General features: G+C 63.5%; 18 protein-coding genes. 8 read left to right on the forward strand and 10 right to left on the reverse strand.

Annotated features, from left to right (window positions below; all coding sequences use genetic code 11):
- Window positions 1–202: 202 nt before the first annotated feature.
- From JHX87_RS14035 to JHX87_RS14055, 5 genes are all read right to left on the reverse strand, one after another.
- Complete coding sequence (locus JHX87_RS14035) at window positions 203–586, reverse strand: GFA family protein (RefSeq protein ID WP_271885605.1); 384 nt, start codon at window positions 584–586, stop codon at window positions 203–205.
- A 9-nt stretch (window positions 587–595) separates the two neighbouring features.
- A complete protein-coding gene (locus tag JHX87_RS14040; RefSeq protein ID WP_271885661.1) occupies window positions 596–928 on the reverse strand; it encodes a DUF2794 domain-containing protein in 333 nt (110 codons plus the stop codon).
- Between the two features lie 90 nt (window positions 929–1,018).
- Complete coding sequence (locus JHX87_RS14045; RefSeq protein ID WP_271885604.1) at window positions 1,019–1,303, reverse strand: I78 family peptidase inhibitor; 285 nt, start codon at window positions 1,301–1,303, stop codon at window positions 1,019–1,021.
- Between the two features lie 5 nt (window positions 1,304–1,308).
- Window positions 1,309–1,671 (reverse strand): hypothetical protein, encoded by a 363-nt coding sequence (locus JHX87_RS14050; protein ID WP_271885603.1) that lies wholly within the window; start codon window positions 1,669–1,671, stop codon window positions 1,309–1,311.
- A gap of 145 nt (window positions 1,672–1,816) precedes the next feature.
- Window positions 1,817–2,467 carry a TetR/AcrR family transcriptional regulator gene (locus JHX87_RS14055; RefSeq protein ID WP_271885602.1) on the reverse strand — a complete coding sequence of 217 codons (651 nt, stop codon included), beginning with the start codon at window positions 2,465–2,467 and terminating at the stop codon, window positions 1,817–1,819.
- 232 nt (window positions 2,468–2,699) lie between these two features.
- On the opposite strand from JHX87_RS14055, the gene JHX87_RS14060 reads away from it, so the two are divergent.
- Complete coding sequence (locus JHX87_RS14060; protein WP_271885601.1) at window positions 2,700–4,127, forward strand: Glu/Leu/Phe/Val family dehydrogenase; 1,428 nt, start codon at window positions 2,700–2,702, stop codon at window positions 4,125–4,127.
- Window positions 4,128–4,131: 4 nt separating this feature from the next.
- On the opposite strand, the gene JHX87_RS14065 is transcribed toward JHX87_RS14060, so the two are convergent.
- On the reverse strand, window positions 4,132–5,100 hold the full coding sequence (locus tag JHX87_RS14065) for an L-threonylcarbamoyladenylate synthase (RefSeq protein WP_271885600.1): 969 nt from the start codon (window positions 5,098–5,100) through the stop codon (window positions 4,132–4,134).
- Between the two features lie 139 nt (window positions 5,101–5,239).
- Between JHX87_RS14065 and JHX87_RS14070 the strand changes: the two genes are divergently transcribed.
- Genes JHX87_RS14070 through JHX87_RS14085 form a run of 4 tightly spaced genes read left to right on the forward strand, consistent with a single transcriptional unit; the run spans window position 5,240 to window position 8,811 of the window.
- Window positions 5,240–6,937, forward strand: a complete 1,698-nt coding sequence (locus JHX87_RS14070; protein ID WP_271885599.1) for an acyl-CoA dehydrogenase — start codon at window positions 5,240–5,242, stop codon at window positions 6,935–6,937.
- Window positions 6,925–7,956, forward strand: coding sequence for an MBL fold metallo-hydrolase (locus tag JHX87_RS14075; RefSeq protein WP_271885659.1), 1,032 nt, complete (start codon window positions 6,925–6,927; stop codon window positions 7,954–7,956). Before JHX87_RS14070 ends, JHX87_RS14075 begins: the two co-directional genes overlap by 13 nt.
- 52 nt (window positions 7,957–8,008) lie before the next feature.
- Window positions 8,009–8,161 carry an aa3-type cytochrome c oxidase subunit IV gene (locus JHX87_RS14080; RefSeq protein ID WP_271885598.1) on the forward strand — a complete coding sequence of 51 codons (153 nt, stop codon included), beginning with the start codon at window positions 8,009–8,011 and terminating at the stop codon, window positions 8,159–8,161.
- A 26-nt stretch (window positions 8,162–8,187) separates the two neighbouring features.
- The gene (locus JHX87_RS14085; protein WP_271885597.1) at window positions 8,188–8,811 is read left to right on the forward strand and encodes a hypothetical protein; all 624 of its coding nucleotides are present in this window, start codon (window positions 8,188–8,190) and stop codon (window positions 8,809–8,811) included.
- On the opposite strand, the gene JHX87_RS14090 is transcribed toward JHX87_RS14085, so the two are convergent.
- Together JHX87_RS14090 and JHX87_RS14095 are read right to left on the reverse strand one after the other, a co-directional pair.
- Window positions 8,799–9,131 (reverse strand): AzlD domain-containing protein, encoded by a 333-nt coding sequence (locus JHX87_RS14090; RefSeq protein WP_271885596.1) that lies wholly within the window; start codon window positions 9,129–9,131, stop codon window positions 8,799–8,801. The two genes, JHX87_RS14085 and JHX87_RS14090, sit on opposite strands and share 13 nt — an antisense overlap.
- Entirely contained in the window at window positions 9,128–9,910 is a 783-nt protein-coding gene (locus JHX87_RS14095) for an AzlC family ABC transporter permease (RefSeq protein WP_377776048.1), read from the reverse strand. The genes JHX87_RS14090 and JHX87_RS14095 overlap by 4 nt, the downstream gene beginning before the upstream one ends.
- 72 nt (window positions 9,911–9,982) lie before the next feature.
- Between JHX87_RS14095 and JHX87_RS14100 the strand changes: the two genes are divergently transcribed.
- Together JHX87_RS14100 and JHX87_RS14105 are read left to right on the forward strand one after the other, a co-directional pair.
- Window positions 9,983–10,468, forward strand: coding sequence for a GNAT family N-acetyltransferase (locus JHX87_RS14100; RefSeq protein WP_271885595.1), 486 nt, complete (start codon window positions 9,983–9,985; stop codon window positions 10,466–10,468).
- A gap of 83 nt (window positions 10,469–10,551) precedes the next feature.
- The gene (locus JHX87_RS14105) at window positions 10,552–10,884 is read left to right on the forward strand and encodes an excalibur calcium-binding domain-containing protein (RefSeq protein WP_271885594.1); all 333 of its coding nucleotides are present in this window, start codon (window positions 10,552–10,554) and stop codon (window positions 10,882–10,884) included.
- A 126-nt stretch (window positions 10,885–11,010) separates the two neighbouring features.
- Here JHX87_RS14105 and JHX87_RS14110 read toward each other — a convergent pair whose 3' ends face one another.
- Together JHX87_RS14110 and greA are read right to left on the reverse strand one after the other, a co-directional pair.
- A complete protein-coding gene (locus tag JHX87_RS14110) occupies window positions 11,011–11,952 on the reverse strand; it encodes a hypothetical protein (RefSeq protein WP_271885593.1) in 942 nt (313 codons plus the stop codon).
- 14 nt (window positions 11,953–11,966) lie between these two features.
- Window positions 11,967–12,437 carry a transcription elongation factor GreA gene (greA, locus tag JHX87_RS14115; RefSeq protein ID WP_271885592.1) on the reverse strand — a complete coding sequence of 157 codons (471 nt, stop codon included), beginning with the start codon at window positions 12,435–12,437 and terminating at the stop codon, window positions 11,967–11,969.
- Between the two features lie 248 nt (window positions 12,438–12,685).
- Here greA and JHX87_RS14120 point away from each other — a divergent pair, with 248 nt between their 5' ends.
- On the forward strand, window positions 12,686–14,341 hold the full coding sequence (locus JHX87_RS14120) for an electron transfer flavoprotein-ubiquinone oxidoreductase (protein WP_271885591.1): 1,656 nt from the start codon (window positions 12,686–12,688) through the stop codon (window positions 14,339–14,341).
- The last annotated feature ends 35 nt before the right edge of the window (window positions 14,342–14,376 follow it).

A 14,376-nucleotide genomic window follows, 5' to 3' on the forward strand; every position in this document is an offset into this window, starting at 1 on the left:
CCGTTGTTGGGAAGAAAATCAGGGCCTTGGTCCTTCTATCATCGTTACTTCACAGACGAGATCGCAGCCCAGATTGTTGCATCAATCACGCTTTCGTGAATATTGCTTCGGCCTTGCGGCGGCTCGTGCTGACATGACCTGAACCATGTCCGCCAACTACGGTTGCGATCACGGCGCGACTGCAGACTGTCGCCCTGCGGGCCTATGGTTCGTCCCGATCTTTATCGAAGCTGGGCAGGCCCTCGAACGGGGGAAGCCAGGCCTCGCGGCGGCAGGTCCAAAGCTGGTAGTCCGGGACAAACTGGTCGATCTCGTCCATCGCGCCAAGATGCACCTCGATTTCATCGCCCGAACGCGACAGGACCGAGGATCCGCAGCGGGGGCAGAAGGCGCGGCCCTGATAGTCGGACAGATCGCCGGTGATGTCGACGGCATCCTGCGGATAGATCGCAGCTGCAAAGAACAGCGCGCCGTGATGCTTGCGACAGTCCAGACAATGGCACAGCCCGACGCGCAATGGCGCCCCTGTCGCCTGAAAGCGAACCTTGCCGCACAGGCAGCCGCCGGAACATCGCGCCGCTTTCATCCCCGGACCTTATTCCACCGCCCGGATCAGCTTCTTGTCCAGCACACGCAGCACCTGTGCCAGATCGTGGCCGCGTTTCAGGATGCGCCCATCCATGCCGATCACCGCATAGGCGCCCTGCGCGCCGCGCAGCCGGGGGCGCTTTTCGATCCGATACAGCGGATGTTCGGTCGCACGGCGAAAGACGCTGAAGATCGCGACCTCTTTCAGGAAGGACATGGCATAGTCGCGCCACTCTCCTGCGGCGACGAATCTGCCATAGACGGACAGGATCAGGCCCAGCTCTTGCCGGTCAAAGACAACGCGATCTGGATCAGCCGGAAAGGGCGGCGCTGCATTCATCATATCGGGATGGTGGCACCGGCTGCGGTGCAAATCAATGCAAAAAGGCGGCATCGCCGGATGCCGCCTTCGGTTGCGTCAATGGGCCGGTCAGTAGCAGCTGACCTTCTCGATCCGGCCGCTGGCGCCATATTCGATATTCAGCCGCTTCGCCTGAAAATCGGCGGTAACGGCGTCATCGGGACCGATCTGGCGGGTGCCAATGGGGAAATTCATCTGATCCAACACGGCGCGCGGTTGGCCGATCAGCCCCTGATAGGCCGAGGCGCGGCAGGCATCGCCCGCCTCATCCGGTTTCGGGGTCACCGGCACCGGATCGCACGCGGCAAGAATCGCGGTGCCGGTCAGGGCCAGCAGAATAGGCAGGTGGCGCATGGCAATCATCCGCAATCGACATTCGTGACATTCCCGGCAGCATCCAGCCGGAAGACGACGCGGTTCGGATCATATTCCTGCGGCTCGATCCCGCGATATTCGACGACGCGATATTCCTTGGTCACGCCAAGGGTCGGGATCACGCTTCCCGGCTGGTTCAGCGCGCTGGTATAGTTCTTGGCGCCGCACAGGTCCGGCTTGCGCTCTTCCAGGCCGCTGATGCCGCTTGCCGCGGCGGGAACAGGCTGCACCGGCGCGGGGGCGACGGCGGGCTGGTCATAGGCAGGGACGGGGGCGGGTGCGGGCATGCAACCCGCCAGCGCGGCGGCGGCCGCGATCAGCGGCAGGATCAACTTGGTCTGGGTCATCGTGCTATGGTCTCTTCCCTCATGCGCGCCTGTTATCACGTCAGGCTTTCGCGACCATGTATAGGCCGCTTGCGCCGGTCTGAGAAGCCAAGGGCTGGCTCACGTTTATATCAGTGTTGCCCATCTGTCGGGGCCAGCCCCCGGTTCATTCCGCAGCCGTCATCCGTTCCGCATCATTCGCCAGCCGTGTATAGGCCCGCAGAAAGACCCGCGCCGCCGAATCCGCGTTTCGCGCCAGTTCCGGCTCGGTCACGGGATCGCGCTTGCCCAGAAGTGCCGCATCCATCAGCCCGGTTCCGGCGAGGCAGACAAGCTGTTCGGCCGCCACGACGCTGTCCTCGATCTGCAGCTCGCCGCCCGCGACCCAACGATCCAGATGCGGGCGCAGCTCATCCACCAGCAGCCTGCGGACCGTCGCACGATAGTCGGCGGCAAGACCCGCAAAGCGACCGGCTTCGGCCACATGGATGCGATACATATGCACATTCGCGGGGGTAACCAGCCACACCGCAATCTGCCTGGCGATCAGGGGAATCGCCTGTTCCGCAGTCGTATCTGACGAAATTTTGATCGGGGTAATCTCTCCCAAGCGCCGCAATTCGGTGCCGATCGCCTCGTCGAACATCAATTTCTTGTCTGGAAAATAGCTGTAGAGCGTCGCCTTGGAAACAGCGGCGGCCTGCGCAATTTCATCGACGCTCGCCCCGGCATAGCCGTCGCGAAGAAAAATGTTCTTGGCGCCCTCTACGACCTGGCTGAACTTGCGCCCCTGGCTAACTGTTTGTTTTTTCTTCATGATCAGTCCTGAACTTGGTACAACGGCGTGCTGGTTACTTTAGATAATGCGATAACTTACCTTTGGGTTTCGTCACAATTTTCATTCTGTGCAAGTAGACCGCTCAAAGGTGCTGTATGTTGGAGCAATTTTGCTTGAAAAATAATCAACTCTTTCGTGACGACGACCAGCCGCTTCGACTAGCCTGAAGGATCAGAGGTGGAGAATCGATTAACAATTGAAGGAGGGACCTATGTCAGTTGGCCAAACGTCTTTTCGCGACTCTGTCGAGCGGATGTACACGCATGCGGCGGGCTTCATGAATCTTTCGCCCGGTCTGGAAGAAAAGATCCGGGTTTGCAATTCGACCTATACCGTGCGTTTCGGCGTTCGTCTGCGGGGGCAGATCCAGACCTTCACGGGCTACAGGTCGGTCCACTCTGAACATATGGAGCCGGTCAAGGGCGGTATTCGCTATTCGCTGGATGTCACCCAGGACGAGGTCGAGGCGCTGGCGGCGCTGATGACATTCAAATGCGCGCTGGTCGAGGTGCCCTTTGGGGGTTCGAAAGGCGGGCTGTGCATCGATCCGCGCGCCTGGGAAGAGCATGAGCTGGAGATGATCACCCGCCGCTTCACCTATGAGCTGTCGCGCCGCAACCTGATCTCTCCCAGCCAGAACGTGCCCGCCCCCGACATGGGCACGGGCGAACGCGAAATGGCCTGGATGGCCGATGCCTATAAGCGGCTTCACCCCGATGATATCAATGCGCGCGGCTGCGTGACCGGCAAGCCCTTGTCCTTTGGCGGCATCGCCGGCCGTGTCGAGGCGACGGGGCGCGGCGTGCAATATGCGATCCACGAATTCTTCCGCCATCCCGATGCGATGAAGACCGCCGGCATGGAGGGGCAACTGGCGGGCAAAAGGGTCATCGTGCAGGGTCTGGGCAATGTGGGCTATCACGCCGCCAAGTTCCTTTCGACCGAAGATGACGCCCGCATCATTGCCGTGGCCGAACGTGACGGCGCGGTGATGAATACGGCCGGTCTGGATATCGACAAGCTGCGCGCCCATATCGCCGAAACCGGCGGCGTACATGGTTTCCCCGACGCGGAATATTCGCAAAACAGCCTTGGCGCGCTGGAACTGGAATGCGACATCCTGATCCCCGCCGCGGTCGAGGGCGTGATCAACACCGGCAATGCCGACAAGATCAACACCCGCCTGATCGTCGAGGCCGCGAATGGTCCCGTCACCGCCGAGGCCGATGAGGTGCTGAAAAAGCGCGGCGTGGTGATCATTCCCGACATGTATGCCAATGCGGGCGGTGTGACCGTGTCCTATTTCGAATGGGTCAAGAACCTGACCCATATCCGCTTCGGCCGCATGCAGCGCCGCGAGCAAGAGGCCCGGCATCTGATGCTGGTGAATGAACTTGAACGGCTGTCGGCGGATCGCGGCCTTGGCTGGACCCTGTCCGACAATTTCAAGGACCGCTATCTGAAGGGCGCAAGCGAGCTGGAACTGGTGCGTTCGGGTCTTGACGACACCATGCGCGCCGCGTTCCAGAGCATGGCCGAGGTCTGGTATACAAACGAACGTGTCGATGACCTGCGCACGGCGGCCTATATCGTGTCCATCGACCGCATCTCGCAATCCTATCGCGCGATGGGCCTGTAACCGGTCAGGATCTGGGGGCGGCGGCGCGGCGCAATCTGTCGTTGATCGCCACCCCCAACCCGTGATCCGGGATCGGATCGACCGCAATCGGACGGCCAAGGCTGTCCGCACGGCGCAGCATGTCGAACAGATTGGCCGCGGCCTCGGTCAGATCGCCGACAGAGGACAGGGCGAAGGGGCCCGGTCGGCCAAAGGTCAGATGCGTCTCGCCCTCGCGCGTCTCGGTGGCGTTCAGGCGCAGGTGCGCCTTGGGTGCGTAATGGCTGGTCAGCTGGCCGGGCGCATTGGGGGCGGACTGATCGGCTGTGTAACCGGCCAGTTCGTGACCCAGTGCCGCCTCTATCGCCTCGGCCGGGATGCCGCCGGGACGCAGCAGCGTGGCGCGGCCATGCACCCAGCCGATGATGGTGGATTCCACGCCGACGGGGCAGGGGCCCGCATCCAGCACGGCGGCGATCCTGCCCGACAGGCCGCCTTCCGGGTCCAGCACATGATCGGCGCTGGTCGGGCTGATCCGGCCCGAAGCATTGGCGGATGGCGCGGCCAGCGGACCGCCAAAGCGGCGCAGCAGCGCCCGCGCGGTGTCATTGGCAGGCAGGCGCAGCGCAATCGTGTCCAGCCCCGCCGTCACCAGCGAGGCGATCCGGGCAATTGGCCGCAGCGGCAGCACCAGCGTCAGCGCGCCGGGCCAGAAGGCATCGGCCAGCAGACCGGCCTCTGGCCCGAAGACGCCGATTTCATCGGCCATCGCCCGGTCGGCCAGATGCACGATCAGCGGATTGAAGCTGGGCCGCCCCTTGGCCGCATAGATCCGCGCCACCGCATCGCCGTTGCGCGCGTCGCCGGCAAGGCCATAGACCGTCTCGGTCGGGATGGCGACGGTTTCGCCCTGGGCCAGCAGCGTCGCGGCCTGTTCGATACCGCCATCATCCGCGATCAAGCGGCGGGTTTGCTTTGTGACGTGGGGTTTCATCCATGATCACCCTGATCGGCCTTCGTTATGACGCCGGGTTTTTGTTGAGCCTGACGGCAGGCTTCCTAAGATATCCGTACACGCATTTTGATAGTCGCGACTTTGGGTAAAGCCAAGCCGCGCTTGGGGGAGAAGGAAGATGGCTTACACTGCACCGGTCGAACAGATCAGTTTTATCCTGAACAATATCGTCGGGTTTCCTGAACTTGCCAACAGCGAGCGCTTTGCCGATGCGACCTCGGAAACGGCCGAGGCGATCCTGTCGGAAGCGGGCAAGATGGCCACCAATGTGCTGGCGCCGCTGAACCGCAATGGCGATGAACATCCGGCCGTTCTGGAAAACGGCAAGCTGCGCTCCAGCCCCGGATATGCCGAGGGTTTCCGCGCGATTGCCGAGGGGGGCTGGATCGGCCTGCCCGCCAATCCCGATTATGGCGGAATGGGTCTGCCGCAGGCGCTGAACATGTCGGTGTCGGAAATGATGGCGGGCGCCTGCCTGTCGCTGCAACTGAACCCGCTGCTGACGCAGGGCCAGATCGAGGCGCTGGAACATCACGCCAGCGATGAGCTGAAATCGCTGTACCTGCCCAAGCTGATCAGCGGCGAATGGTCGGGCACGATGAACCTGACCGAACCGGGCGCGGGCAGCGATGTCGGCGCGCTGAGCAGCAAGGCCGAGCGCAACGATGACGGCACCTACAGCGTTACCGGGCAGAAGATCTTCATCACCTGGGGCGATAGTGATGTGACGGAAAACGTCTGCCATCTGGTGCTGGCGCGCCTGCCCGATGGCGGCAAGGGCACCAAGGGCATCAGCCTGTTCATGGTGCCGAAGCTGATCCCGGATGCCGAGGGCAATCCCGGCGTGGCCAACAGCCTGAAGGTGGTCAGCCTTGAAGAAAAACTTGGCATCCACGGCAGCCCGACCTGCGTGATGTCCTATGACGGCGCGACCGGCTGGCTGGTTGGCAAGGAGCATGGCGGCATGGCGGCCATGTTCACGATGATGAATGTCGCGCGTCTGGGCGTTGGCATGCAGGGCGTCGGCGTGGCCGAGGCGGCATTGCAACAGGCCGTGGCCTATGCCCATGACCGCAACCAGATGGGTCCGATCATCCAGCACCCCGATGTGCGCCGGATGCTGGCCACCGCCCGGGCCGAGATCTTTGCCGCCCGCGCCATCTGCCTGGCCTGCGCCACCGCCATCGACATGGAAATTGCCACCGGCGATGCCGAACATGCGGCCCGCGCGGCCTTCCTGACGCCGATTGCCAAGGCTTACGGCACCGATGTCGGCTGCCGCGTGGCCGATACCGGCGTGCAGGTGCATGGCGGCATGGGCTATGTCGAGGAAACCGGCGCCGCGCAATATCTTCGCGATGTGCGCATCACCCCGATCTATGAGGGAACGAACGGCATTCAGGCGATGGATCTGGTCGGCCGCAAGCTTTCGGACGGGGGCGAGGCCGCGATGCGGCTGCTGGATGAGATCCTTGATGGCGCGAAGGCCGTGCAGCCCTCGCATCCCGATCTGGCCAATCAGGTCTGGCAGGCCGCCGAGACCCTGCGTGAAGCCACGCAAGAGATGCTGGAGCGTGACATGGCCGAGCGTTTCGCGGGCGCTGTGCCCTATCTGTCGGCTTTCGCGCGGGTGCTGGGCGGGGCCTATCACCTGAAGGCCGCGCAGAATGGCGGGGCCGATCATCTGGCGCTGGCGCGGGTCTATATGGCACGGGTCCTGCCGCGCTATGCCTCGGACCTTGTCGAGGCGCAGGCGGGTCTGGCCGATCTCAGCCAGATTGACGACGCGGTTCTGGCCGGTGAATTCCGGGCGTGATCGTCACCCCGTTCCCCACAACCCCGGCCGAGGGCGACGCGATCGAGGTCGCCCCCGGCGTGCTGTGGACGCGGCTGCCTTTGCCGATGGCGCTGGATCACGTGAATATCTATGCGCTGGAGGATGAGGACGGCTGGACCGTTGTCGATACCGGCTTTGACAGCCGCCGGGGTCGCGCCATCTGGCAGCAATTGCGTGACGGCCCGCTGGCCGGACGACCGATCCGCCGCGTGATCGGCACGCATCACCATCCCGATCATATCGGGCTGGCGGGCTGGCTGATGGCGCAGGATGGCGCCGACCTGCTGATCAGCCGCACCGCCTGGCTGATGGCGCGGATGCTGGTTCTGGATGAACAGGACCGCCCCTCGGAACAGGCGCTGCGATTCTGGCGTCGCGCGGGCATGCCGCCCGAGATTTTGGCCAGCCGCGCCAGCGAACGCCCCTTCAATTTCGCCGATGTCGTCCACCCCCTGCCGCTGGGCTTCACCCGCCTGACCGAGGGGCAGGAGATCCGCTTTGGCAACCGTCGCTGGCGGGTGGTGATGGGGCACGGCCACGCGCCCTGTCATGCGACCTTCTGGTCGCTGGATGACGATCTGGTCATCGGCGGCGATCAGCTTTTGCCCTCGATCTCGCCCAATCTGGGGGTTTACCCGACCGAGCCCGAGGCGAATCCCGTCGCAGAATGGCTGGACAGTTGTCAGCGCATGCTGGACCTGGCGCAGCCGCGCCATCTGGTGCTGCCCGGCCACAAGCTGCCCTTTACCGGTCTGCCCACCCGGCTGCGGCAATTGATCGACAATCACCACGGCGCGTTGCAGCGGTTGGAAAAGGCACTGTCCGACGCCCCGCGCAGCGCCGTCGGATGTTTCGACGTCCTCTTCAAGCGCCAGATCGGCGACGGAGAGATCGGTCTGGCACTGGTCGAAGCCGTCGCCCATATCAACTATCTGCGCCAGAAAGGCGTTGTCACAGCGGTCGGCGAAAGCGACGGCGCAGTGCTGTGGGGGGCGTGACAGCCGGATCGCTTTCCGTTATCGGATGAAGAAACGCTGACAGGAGAACGGCATGGCCTCGCATGACGAAGTGACCGATTACAAACCGGGTGAGATGGACATCACCGAGCAACGCAAAACCTTTTCCGGTTTTTTGAAGGCGGTGAACTGGGTGTGCATGGCCTCGATCGTGGCACTGATTTTCCTGGCGCTGGTCAATTCCTGACCCGGCCTTAACGGCGGTTTTGTTTTATGAAGAGACGTGTTTTCCTGGCGGCCGCAGCGCCCGCCCTTCTTGCCGCTTGCGGCGCTGACAATATCTGGGCCAGCGACGAGGCCGTACGGAATGCGCGTTTCGTATCGAATGAGCCGCCGTCGATCACGCTGTTCACCGTGATCGGCATTCCCCGGGGCGAGGGCGGGCATTCCGGCCTGCTGATCAATGGCAGCCAGCGGATCATTTACGACCCCGCAGGCAGCTGGAGCCATCCCTATATCCCCGAACGGCATGACGTGCTGTATGGGATCACCGACAATTACAAGAATTTTTACATCGATTACCACGCCCGCAGCACCTATTGGGTGGCCGAGGATCGCGTTCCGGTCAGCCGAGAGGTGGCCGATCTGGCCATCCGCCGGGCCGAGGCGAATGGCGCCGCCAATAAAAGCTTCTGCGCCGTGGCCACCAGTCAGGTTCTGCGCGGTGTGCCGGGCTTCGAAGGCGCGCCCTCGGGCTTTTCACCGATCCGTCTGCGGAACTGGTTCCTGACCCTTCCGGGCGTGACCTCGAAGCGCCATCAGGATGGCGATCCGGCCAATAATCACGATGTGCTGCTGCGTCAGAAAGACGGCACGATCACCGGCTATATCAGGTAAAGCGTCAGCGCCAGCGTCGCCGCCCCGGCAATGATCGCGGCGATGACACTGCGGCTGAGGACGCCGACAACCAGCGTCGCCGTGGCGGCCAGAAGCCGCGCGGGATCGGTTTCGCCCCCCGTCGCGGCGGGCCATGTCACCAGCGGGGCGACCAGCGCGGGCAGCACCGCCACGGGCGTGTAGCGCAGCATCCGCAGTGCCCATTCGGGGATCTGCCGATTGCCAAGCCCGCCCAGAAAGGACCAGCGCAGTAGGAAGGTTCCGACCCCCAGAACCAGAATGATGATCCAGATCCGCAGATCGCCGTAATCGCTGGTCATGGCAGCTTCCTCTGTTCCGTCCAGACCTCGACCACGGCCCCCGTGATCATGCCCAGCGGCGCGGCCACCAGCAGCCCAAGCCCCGAGGGCAATCCGGCAAAGATCAGCGCCGCGACGATCGAGACAAAGCAGGCCGCCAGATGTCCCGGCGTGCGCAGAATCGGCGCGATCATGGCGATGAAGGTGATCGGCAGTGCGAAATCCAGCGCGATATCGTCGGGGATCGCCTTGCCCGCGGTCGCGCCCAGCCAGGTCGCGATCATCCACGGCCCGCAAAGCGCCACTGCGGCCCCGGCGAAATAGGCCAGGCGCTGCGTCATCGTCAGGCGCGGATATTTCTCGTAATGCTGGATCGACAGCACATAGGTCTGATCGATCATGGAATAAGCGACCCAAGCCTTTTGCGCGCCGGTTGCCCCGCCCAGCCAGGGCACCAGCGATGCCGAATACATCGCCATCCGCAAATTCACCGCCAGGGCCGAGATGATGACAATGATCGTCGGCGCATTTTCGGTGATCAGCTGCACGGCGGTAAATTGCGACGCCCCCGCCAGCACCAGCACCGAAAAGCCCATCACCTGCAGAATATCCATCCCGGCCTCGGTCGCGACCACACCAAACAGCAGGCCAAAGGGGATGATCACGATCAGCAGCGGAATGGACTGGATCATGCCATGCAGAAACGCCTCGCGCGGGGTGCGCGACAGGGCGCGTCTGACAGCCGGATCATCGGCGACGGGTTGCTGATCGTCAGGACGCGGGGCAGGGGTCGGAGACATTGCGCTTTTGCTTTCTGGCGGTTCGAGGCACCTTGCTGTCATGATGATCCAGAAGAAGCAAGCTGGCCCCTGATGCGCCTGCTGAGCCCGATACCCCAAACCCATCTGTCCGAGGCCGCGCGGATCTGGTGGCACAGTTTTGGCCCGCGCCATCGGCGTGACCGCGTGCCGCATATCTGCCCGGCCCATGGTATTGCCGCCATCGACGCGCAGGATCGGGTGGCGGGCGTCATGGGTTTGCGCGATTCCGAGGGCGGCTTTCTGCTGGCGCCCCCCCTGTCGCTGCGCTGGCTGTATCGCGCCGCGCCGCCGACGGCGGATCTGGTGATCGACGGGATCGTGGCCCGGCAGCGCCGTGCGGGCACCGGGCGCGCCCTTCTGGCCGAGGCCGGCCGCCGCGCCCGTGCCTGCGGCCGACCCGGTCTGCGGGCCGAGGTTCTGGCCCGCAACACAGCCGCCATTGCCTTCTATCGCGCCCTTGGGTTTTCCGAGCTGACGCGCGGACGCTATGGCCGGATCTGGTCGGGGCAGGTTGTGATCATGCGCAGGCCGGTATGAGCAATTGACGTGCGGGGAACTTGACTCGAATCGCCTCCGGGGGCTTCGTTAACGAATATTAATAATTCGTTAACAGATTTGAGATGAGTATTTTGCTGCTCTTCTTGCTGGCATTTTTCTGTGCCGTTTATCCCTCTGACAGCGCAGCGCATGGCGGTGGGCTGAATTCGGAAGGCTGTCACACGAACCGAAAGACCGGGGATTATCACTGCCACAGGGCGCCGACGCAGCAGGTTGGCGCGATGGTCGAGGCTTCTGGCCTGATCGGGGCTTTGCCAGAGGCGCGACCCTATCGCAATTGCACGGAAGCAAGACAGGCGGGCGCCGCACCGGTCATGATCGGGACGCCCGGATATGGCCCGCATCTGGACCGGGACGGCGACGGGATCGGATGTGAGATTTCCAACCGCAACTAGGTCTTTTTGGGTTCAGCTTGAGACATATCCGCTCAGCCTGCCCCACGGCAGACGCTCAACGCGAAGCAAGACTGCTTCACCCTTAACCCGGAACGCTTTCGTCAGGCGACTAAAGGCCGGTCCGGGTCAGTCGAAGATCCCGGCCACACGGCCCAACAGCATGAAAGCGCGGGCCGAGCGGGTGTCGGCCAGCATGGCGATCTGGTCGTCCTCCAGCGCCGGGATCAGCCGGGTCATTGTCACGTCGAATTGCCGCATGAAGTGATGGGCCGTGTCGCGAAAGATCTCATCCGCGCGCAGGTAATCGGCGGTCACCTCGATCGCCATGGCGTCGCGGATCGCGCCGACCCCCGCCACGGTCGCGCCGCGCTGCCCCTCGCCAAAGCCGCGCCAGGCGGCGATATCGGTTGGCGTCGCCACGAGGTCATCCATATAGACATCGCGCCCGGCCAGCAGCGTCACCACATCCTGCGCGGCGCGCAGGATGCGGGAATAATTGGGATCTTTCAGCGCCATGCGCAGGGCGGTGATGGCCTCGGTATCCTCGGGGCCATTCGGGAAATTCATTGCCCGGATCATCGTCTCTGGCGTGACCGAGGCCTGCTCGGGCCCGTCAAAGCGCATGCTGTGCTGCCGCTGGTCAGATGCGCGGGCCGGGCGCGGCATGGGCTGGGCCGGACGTTCTGCCGGGCGATCCTGCGCGCGGGGCGCCTGAGCCGGGGCGACCATGCGCACGCCGGAGCCGCCGGGCCTTGTCTGATCCGGCAGCGGGCGGGCGGGCACCACGCCCCCTTGCATCTGGGCCATATCGCGGCGCAATTCCTGCGCCTCGGTCTGCAGGGTGGCGATGGCGCGGGCCAGTCCGATGGCCAGCCAGATCAGCGCCACCGGCAGCACCGCCCCCATCACCCCCAGCAATGTCGCAAGCCCGCCCTGACCGCCATCGCCCGGGGGCGCCAGCAGCCAGAACAGCAGCAACAGAACCAGCCAGGCGGCCGACAGGGCGATTCCGATGATGGACAGGGAATCGCTTTGTGCCAGCGATGTGACGCGGTGACGCAAGGACATGGGGCTGCTGCGGGTCAGATAAAGCGGACGCGAAGGATCTCGTAGCTGCGCTGGCCGCCGGGGGTGGTGACATCGACGCTGTCGCCCTCCTCCTTGCCGATCAGCGCGCGCGCCAGAGGCGAGCGGACGTTCAGCAGGCCGCGTTCGATATCGGCCTCGGGTTCGCCGACGATCTGATAGCTGCGCTCTTCCTCGGTATCCTCATCGATCAGCTCGATCGTGGCGCCGAACTTGATCGCGCCGGAAAGCTTTGTCGGGTCAATCACTTCGGCCAGCGACAGGATCGATTCCAGCTCTTTGATGCGGCCCTCGATAAAGCCCTGCTTTTCGCGAGCAGCGTGATATTCGGCATTCTCGGACAGGTCGCCATGTTCGCGCGCCTCGGCGATCTGACGGATGATCGCGGGACGCTCTTTCGACTTCAGCTGGTTCAGTTCCTGCTCCAGCGCATCGGCGCCTTTACGGGTCATCGGTATCTTGTCCATCGCGGCCCTCATCCTCGTGGATCTGCGCTTTGCCAAGCAGATGCTAAGTGAACGCCCCCGCCATTCGGAATGGCAGGGGCGCGAAAACTAATCCTGTCCGGGCACGAGAACCGAAATTCCGGTGCTTTGCAAGCCCATCGCCAGGGGGGCAGGCCAATTTCAGCCATTTGCATCCCTGCGTCACAATTGCCCCAGACCGCGTGGCAGGTTACTTATTGGCCAACATCGCAGCCAGGAGGAAGCCAAGCATGTCCGAGGAAGTCCAGATCGAACGCGAGTCGATGGAATATGACGTCGTGATCGTGGGGGCTGGCCCCGCCGGGCTTTCGGCGGCGATCCGCCTGAAGCAGATCAATCCCGAGATCAACGTGGTGGTGCTGGAAAAGGGGTCCGAGGTCGGCGCCCATATCCTGTCGGGCGCGGTGCTGGATCCCTCGGGTCTGAACCGGCTGATCCCGGACTGGAAGGAAAAGGGCGCGCCGGTCAGCACCGAGGTGGTGGACGATAATTTCTTCGTTCTGGGCGAGGCCGGTCAGGTCCGCGTGCCGAACTGGCCGATGCCGCCCCTGATGAACAATCACGGCAATTACATCGTCAGCATGGGCAATGTCTGCCGCTGGCTGGCCGAGCAGGCCGAGGCGCTGGAGGTCGAGATCTTTCCCGGCATGGCGGCCAGCAAGATCGTCTGGGACGGCGACCGCGTAAAAGGCGTCGTCGCGGGCGAGATGGGGCTGAACCCCGATGGCACGCCCGGCCCGATGTACGAGCCGGGGATGGAACTGCACGGTAAATATGTCTTCATCGCCGAAGGCGTGCGCGGCTCTCTGGCCAAGGAGATCATCACCAGGCTGAACCTGTCCGACGGTCATGAGCCGCAGAAATTCGGCATCGGCATGAAGGAAATCTGGGAGGTCGATCCGGCCAAGTTCCAGAAGGGGCGGGTCATTCACACCATGGGCTGGCCGCTGGGCAAGAATGCCGGTGGCGGCAGCTTCATCTATCACTTCGAGGATAATCAGGTTCTGGTCGGCTTCGTCGTGCACCTGAATTACCAGAACCCGCATCTTTATCCCTATATGGAATTCCAGCGTTTCAAGCATCACCCGATGGTGGCCGAGCTGCTGGAAGGCGGCAAGCGCGTCGCCTATGGCGCCCGCGCGATCAGCGAGGGTGGCTGGCAATCGCTGCCGCAGCTGTCCTTCGATGGCGGCGTGCTGCTGGGCTGTTCGGCCGGGATGGTCAATGTGCCGCGGATCAAGGGCAACCATAATGCGATGATCTCGGGCATCGAGGCGGCCGAGGCGGCCGCGGCGGCACTGGCCGCGGATCGCGCGGGCGACCGGCTGGAGGCCTATGACAGCGCCGTGCGCGGCGGCGATATCGCCAAGGATCTGAAAAAGGTCCGCAATGTGAAGCCGATCTGGTCGAAGCTGGGCCTGTGGCCGTCGCTGGCCCTGGGCGGTTTCGACATGTGGGTGTCCAACCTGACCGGCTGGAACCCGCTGGGCACCTGGAAACATGGCAAGACCGATGCCGCAGCCACGGGCAAGGCGGCGGATTTCCCGAAGATCGACTATCCGAGACCGGACGGCAAGCTGTCCTTCGACCGGCTGACCAATGTGGCCTTCAGCTTTACCAATCACGAGGAAAGCCAGCCCTGCCACCTGAAACTGAAGGATCCCTCGATCCCGATCTCGGTGAACCTGCCGGTCTATGACGAACCCGCGCAGCGCTATTGCCCGGCGGGCGTCTATGAGGTGATCGAGGGCAGCGACGGGCCACGCTTCCAGATCAACTTCCAGAACTGCGTCCATTGCAAGACCTGCGACATCAAGGACCCCAGCCAGAACATCAACTGGACCACCCCACAAGGCGGAGATGGGCCGAATTACCCGAATATGTGAATTTTGGGCGGGGCGCAGCGATTGCTTGCCCCGCC

The organism is Paracoccus fistulariae (assembly GCF_028553785.1).
Taxonomy (GTDB): Bacteria; Pseudomonadota; Alphaproteobacteria; order Rhodobacterales; family Rhodobacteraceae; genus Paracoccus; species Paracoccus fistulariae.

What these genes read in the sequence shown, in the direction of transcription:
- JHX87_RS14055 (WP_271885602.1), bottom strand. Translation starts at nt 2,467, where the DNA reads ATGAAGAAAAAACAAACAGTTAGCCAGGGGCGCAAGTTCAGCCAGGTC.
- JHX87_RS14100 (WP_271885595.1), top strand. Translation starts at nt 9,983, where the DNA reads ATGCGCCTGCTGAGCCCGATACCCCAAACCCATCTGTCCGAGGCCGCG.
- JHX87_RS14095 (WP_377776048.1), bottom strand. Translation starts at nt 9,910, where the DNA reads ATGTCTCCGACCCCTGCCCCGCGTCCTGACGATCAGCAACCCGTCGCC.
- JHX87_RS14035 (WP_271885605.1), bottom strand. Translation starts at nt 586, where the DNA reads ATGAAAGCGGCGCGATGTTCCGGCGGCTGCCTGTGCGGCAAGGTTCGC.
- JHX87_RS14110 (WP_271885593.1), bottom strand. Translation starts at nt 11,952, where the DNA reads ATGTCCTTGCGTCACCGCGTCACATCGCTGGCACAAAGCGATTCCCTG.
- JHX87_RS14090 (WP_271885596.1), bottom strand. Translation starts at nt 9,131, where the DNA reads ATGACCAGCGATTACGGCGATCTGCGGATCTGGATCATCATTCTGGTT.
- JHX87_RS14045 (WP_271885604.1), bottom strand. Translation starts at nt 1,303, where the DNA reads ATGCGCCACCTGCCTATTCTGCTGGCCCTGACCGGCACCGCGATTCTT.
- JHX87_RS14105 (WP_271885594.1), top strand. Translation starts at nt 10,552, where the DNA reads ATGAGTATTTTGCTGCTCTTCTTGCTGGCATTTTTCTGTGCCGTTTAT.
- JHX87_RS14050 (WP_271885603.1), bottom strand. Translation starts at nt 1,671, where the DNA reads ATGACCCAGACCAAGTTGATCCTGCCGCTGATCGCGGCCGCCGCCGCG.
- JHX87_RS14120 (WP_271885591.1), top strand. Translation starts at nt 12,686, where the DNA reads ATGTCCGAGGAAGTCCAGATCGAACGCGAGTCGATGGAATATGACGTC.
- JHX87_RS14085 (WP_271885597.1), top strand. Translation starts at nt 8,188, where the DNA reads ATGAAGAGACGTGTTTTCCTGGCGGCCGCAGCGCCCGCCCTTCTTGCC.
- JHX87_RS14070 (WP_271885599.1), top strand. Translation starts at nt 5,240, where the DNA reads ATGGCTTACACTGCACCGGTCGAACAGATCAGTTTTATCCTGAACAAT.
- JHX87_RS14080 (WP_271885598.1), top strand. Translation starts at nt 8,009, where the DNA reads ATGGCCTCGCATGACGAAGTGACCGATTACAAACCGGGTGAGATGGAC.
- JHX87_RS14060 (WP_271885601.1), top strand. Translation starts at nt 2,700, where the DNA reads ATGTCAGTTGGCCAAACGTCTTTTCGCGACTCTGTCGAGCGGATGTAC.
- JHX87_RS14065 (WP_271885600.1), bottom strand. Translation starts at nt 5,100, where the DNA reads ATGAAACCCCACGTCACAAAGCAAACCCGCCGCTTGATCGCGGATGAT.
- JHX87_RS14040 (WP_271885661.1), bottom strand. Translation starts at nt 928, where the DNA reads ATGAATGCAGCGCCGCCCTTTCCGGCTGATCCAGATCGCGTTGTCTTT.
- greA (WP_271885592.1), bottom strand. Translation starts at nt 12,437, where the DNA reads ATGGACAAGATACCGATGACCCGTAAAGGCGCCGATGCGCTGGAGCAG.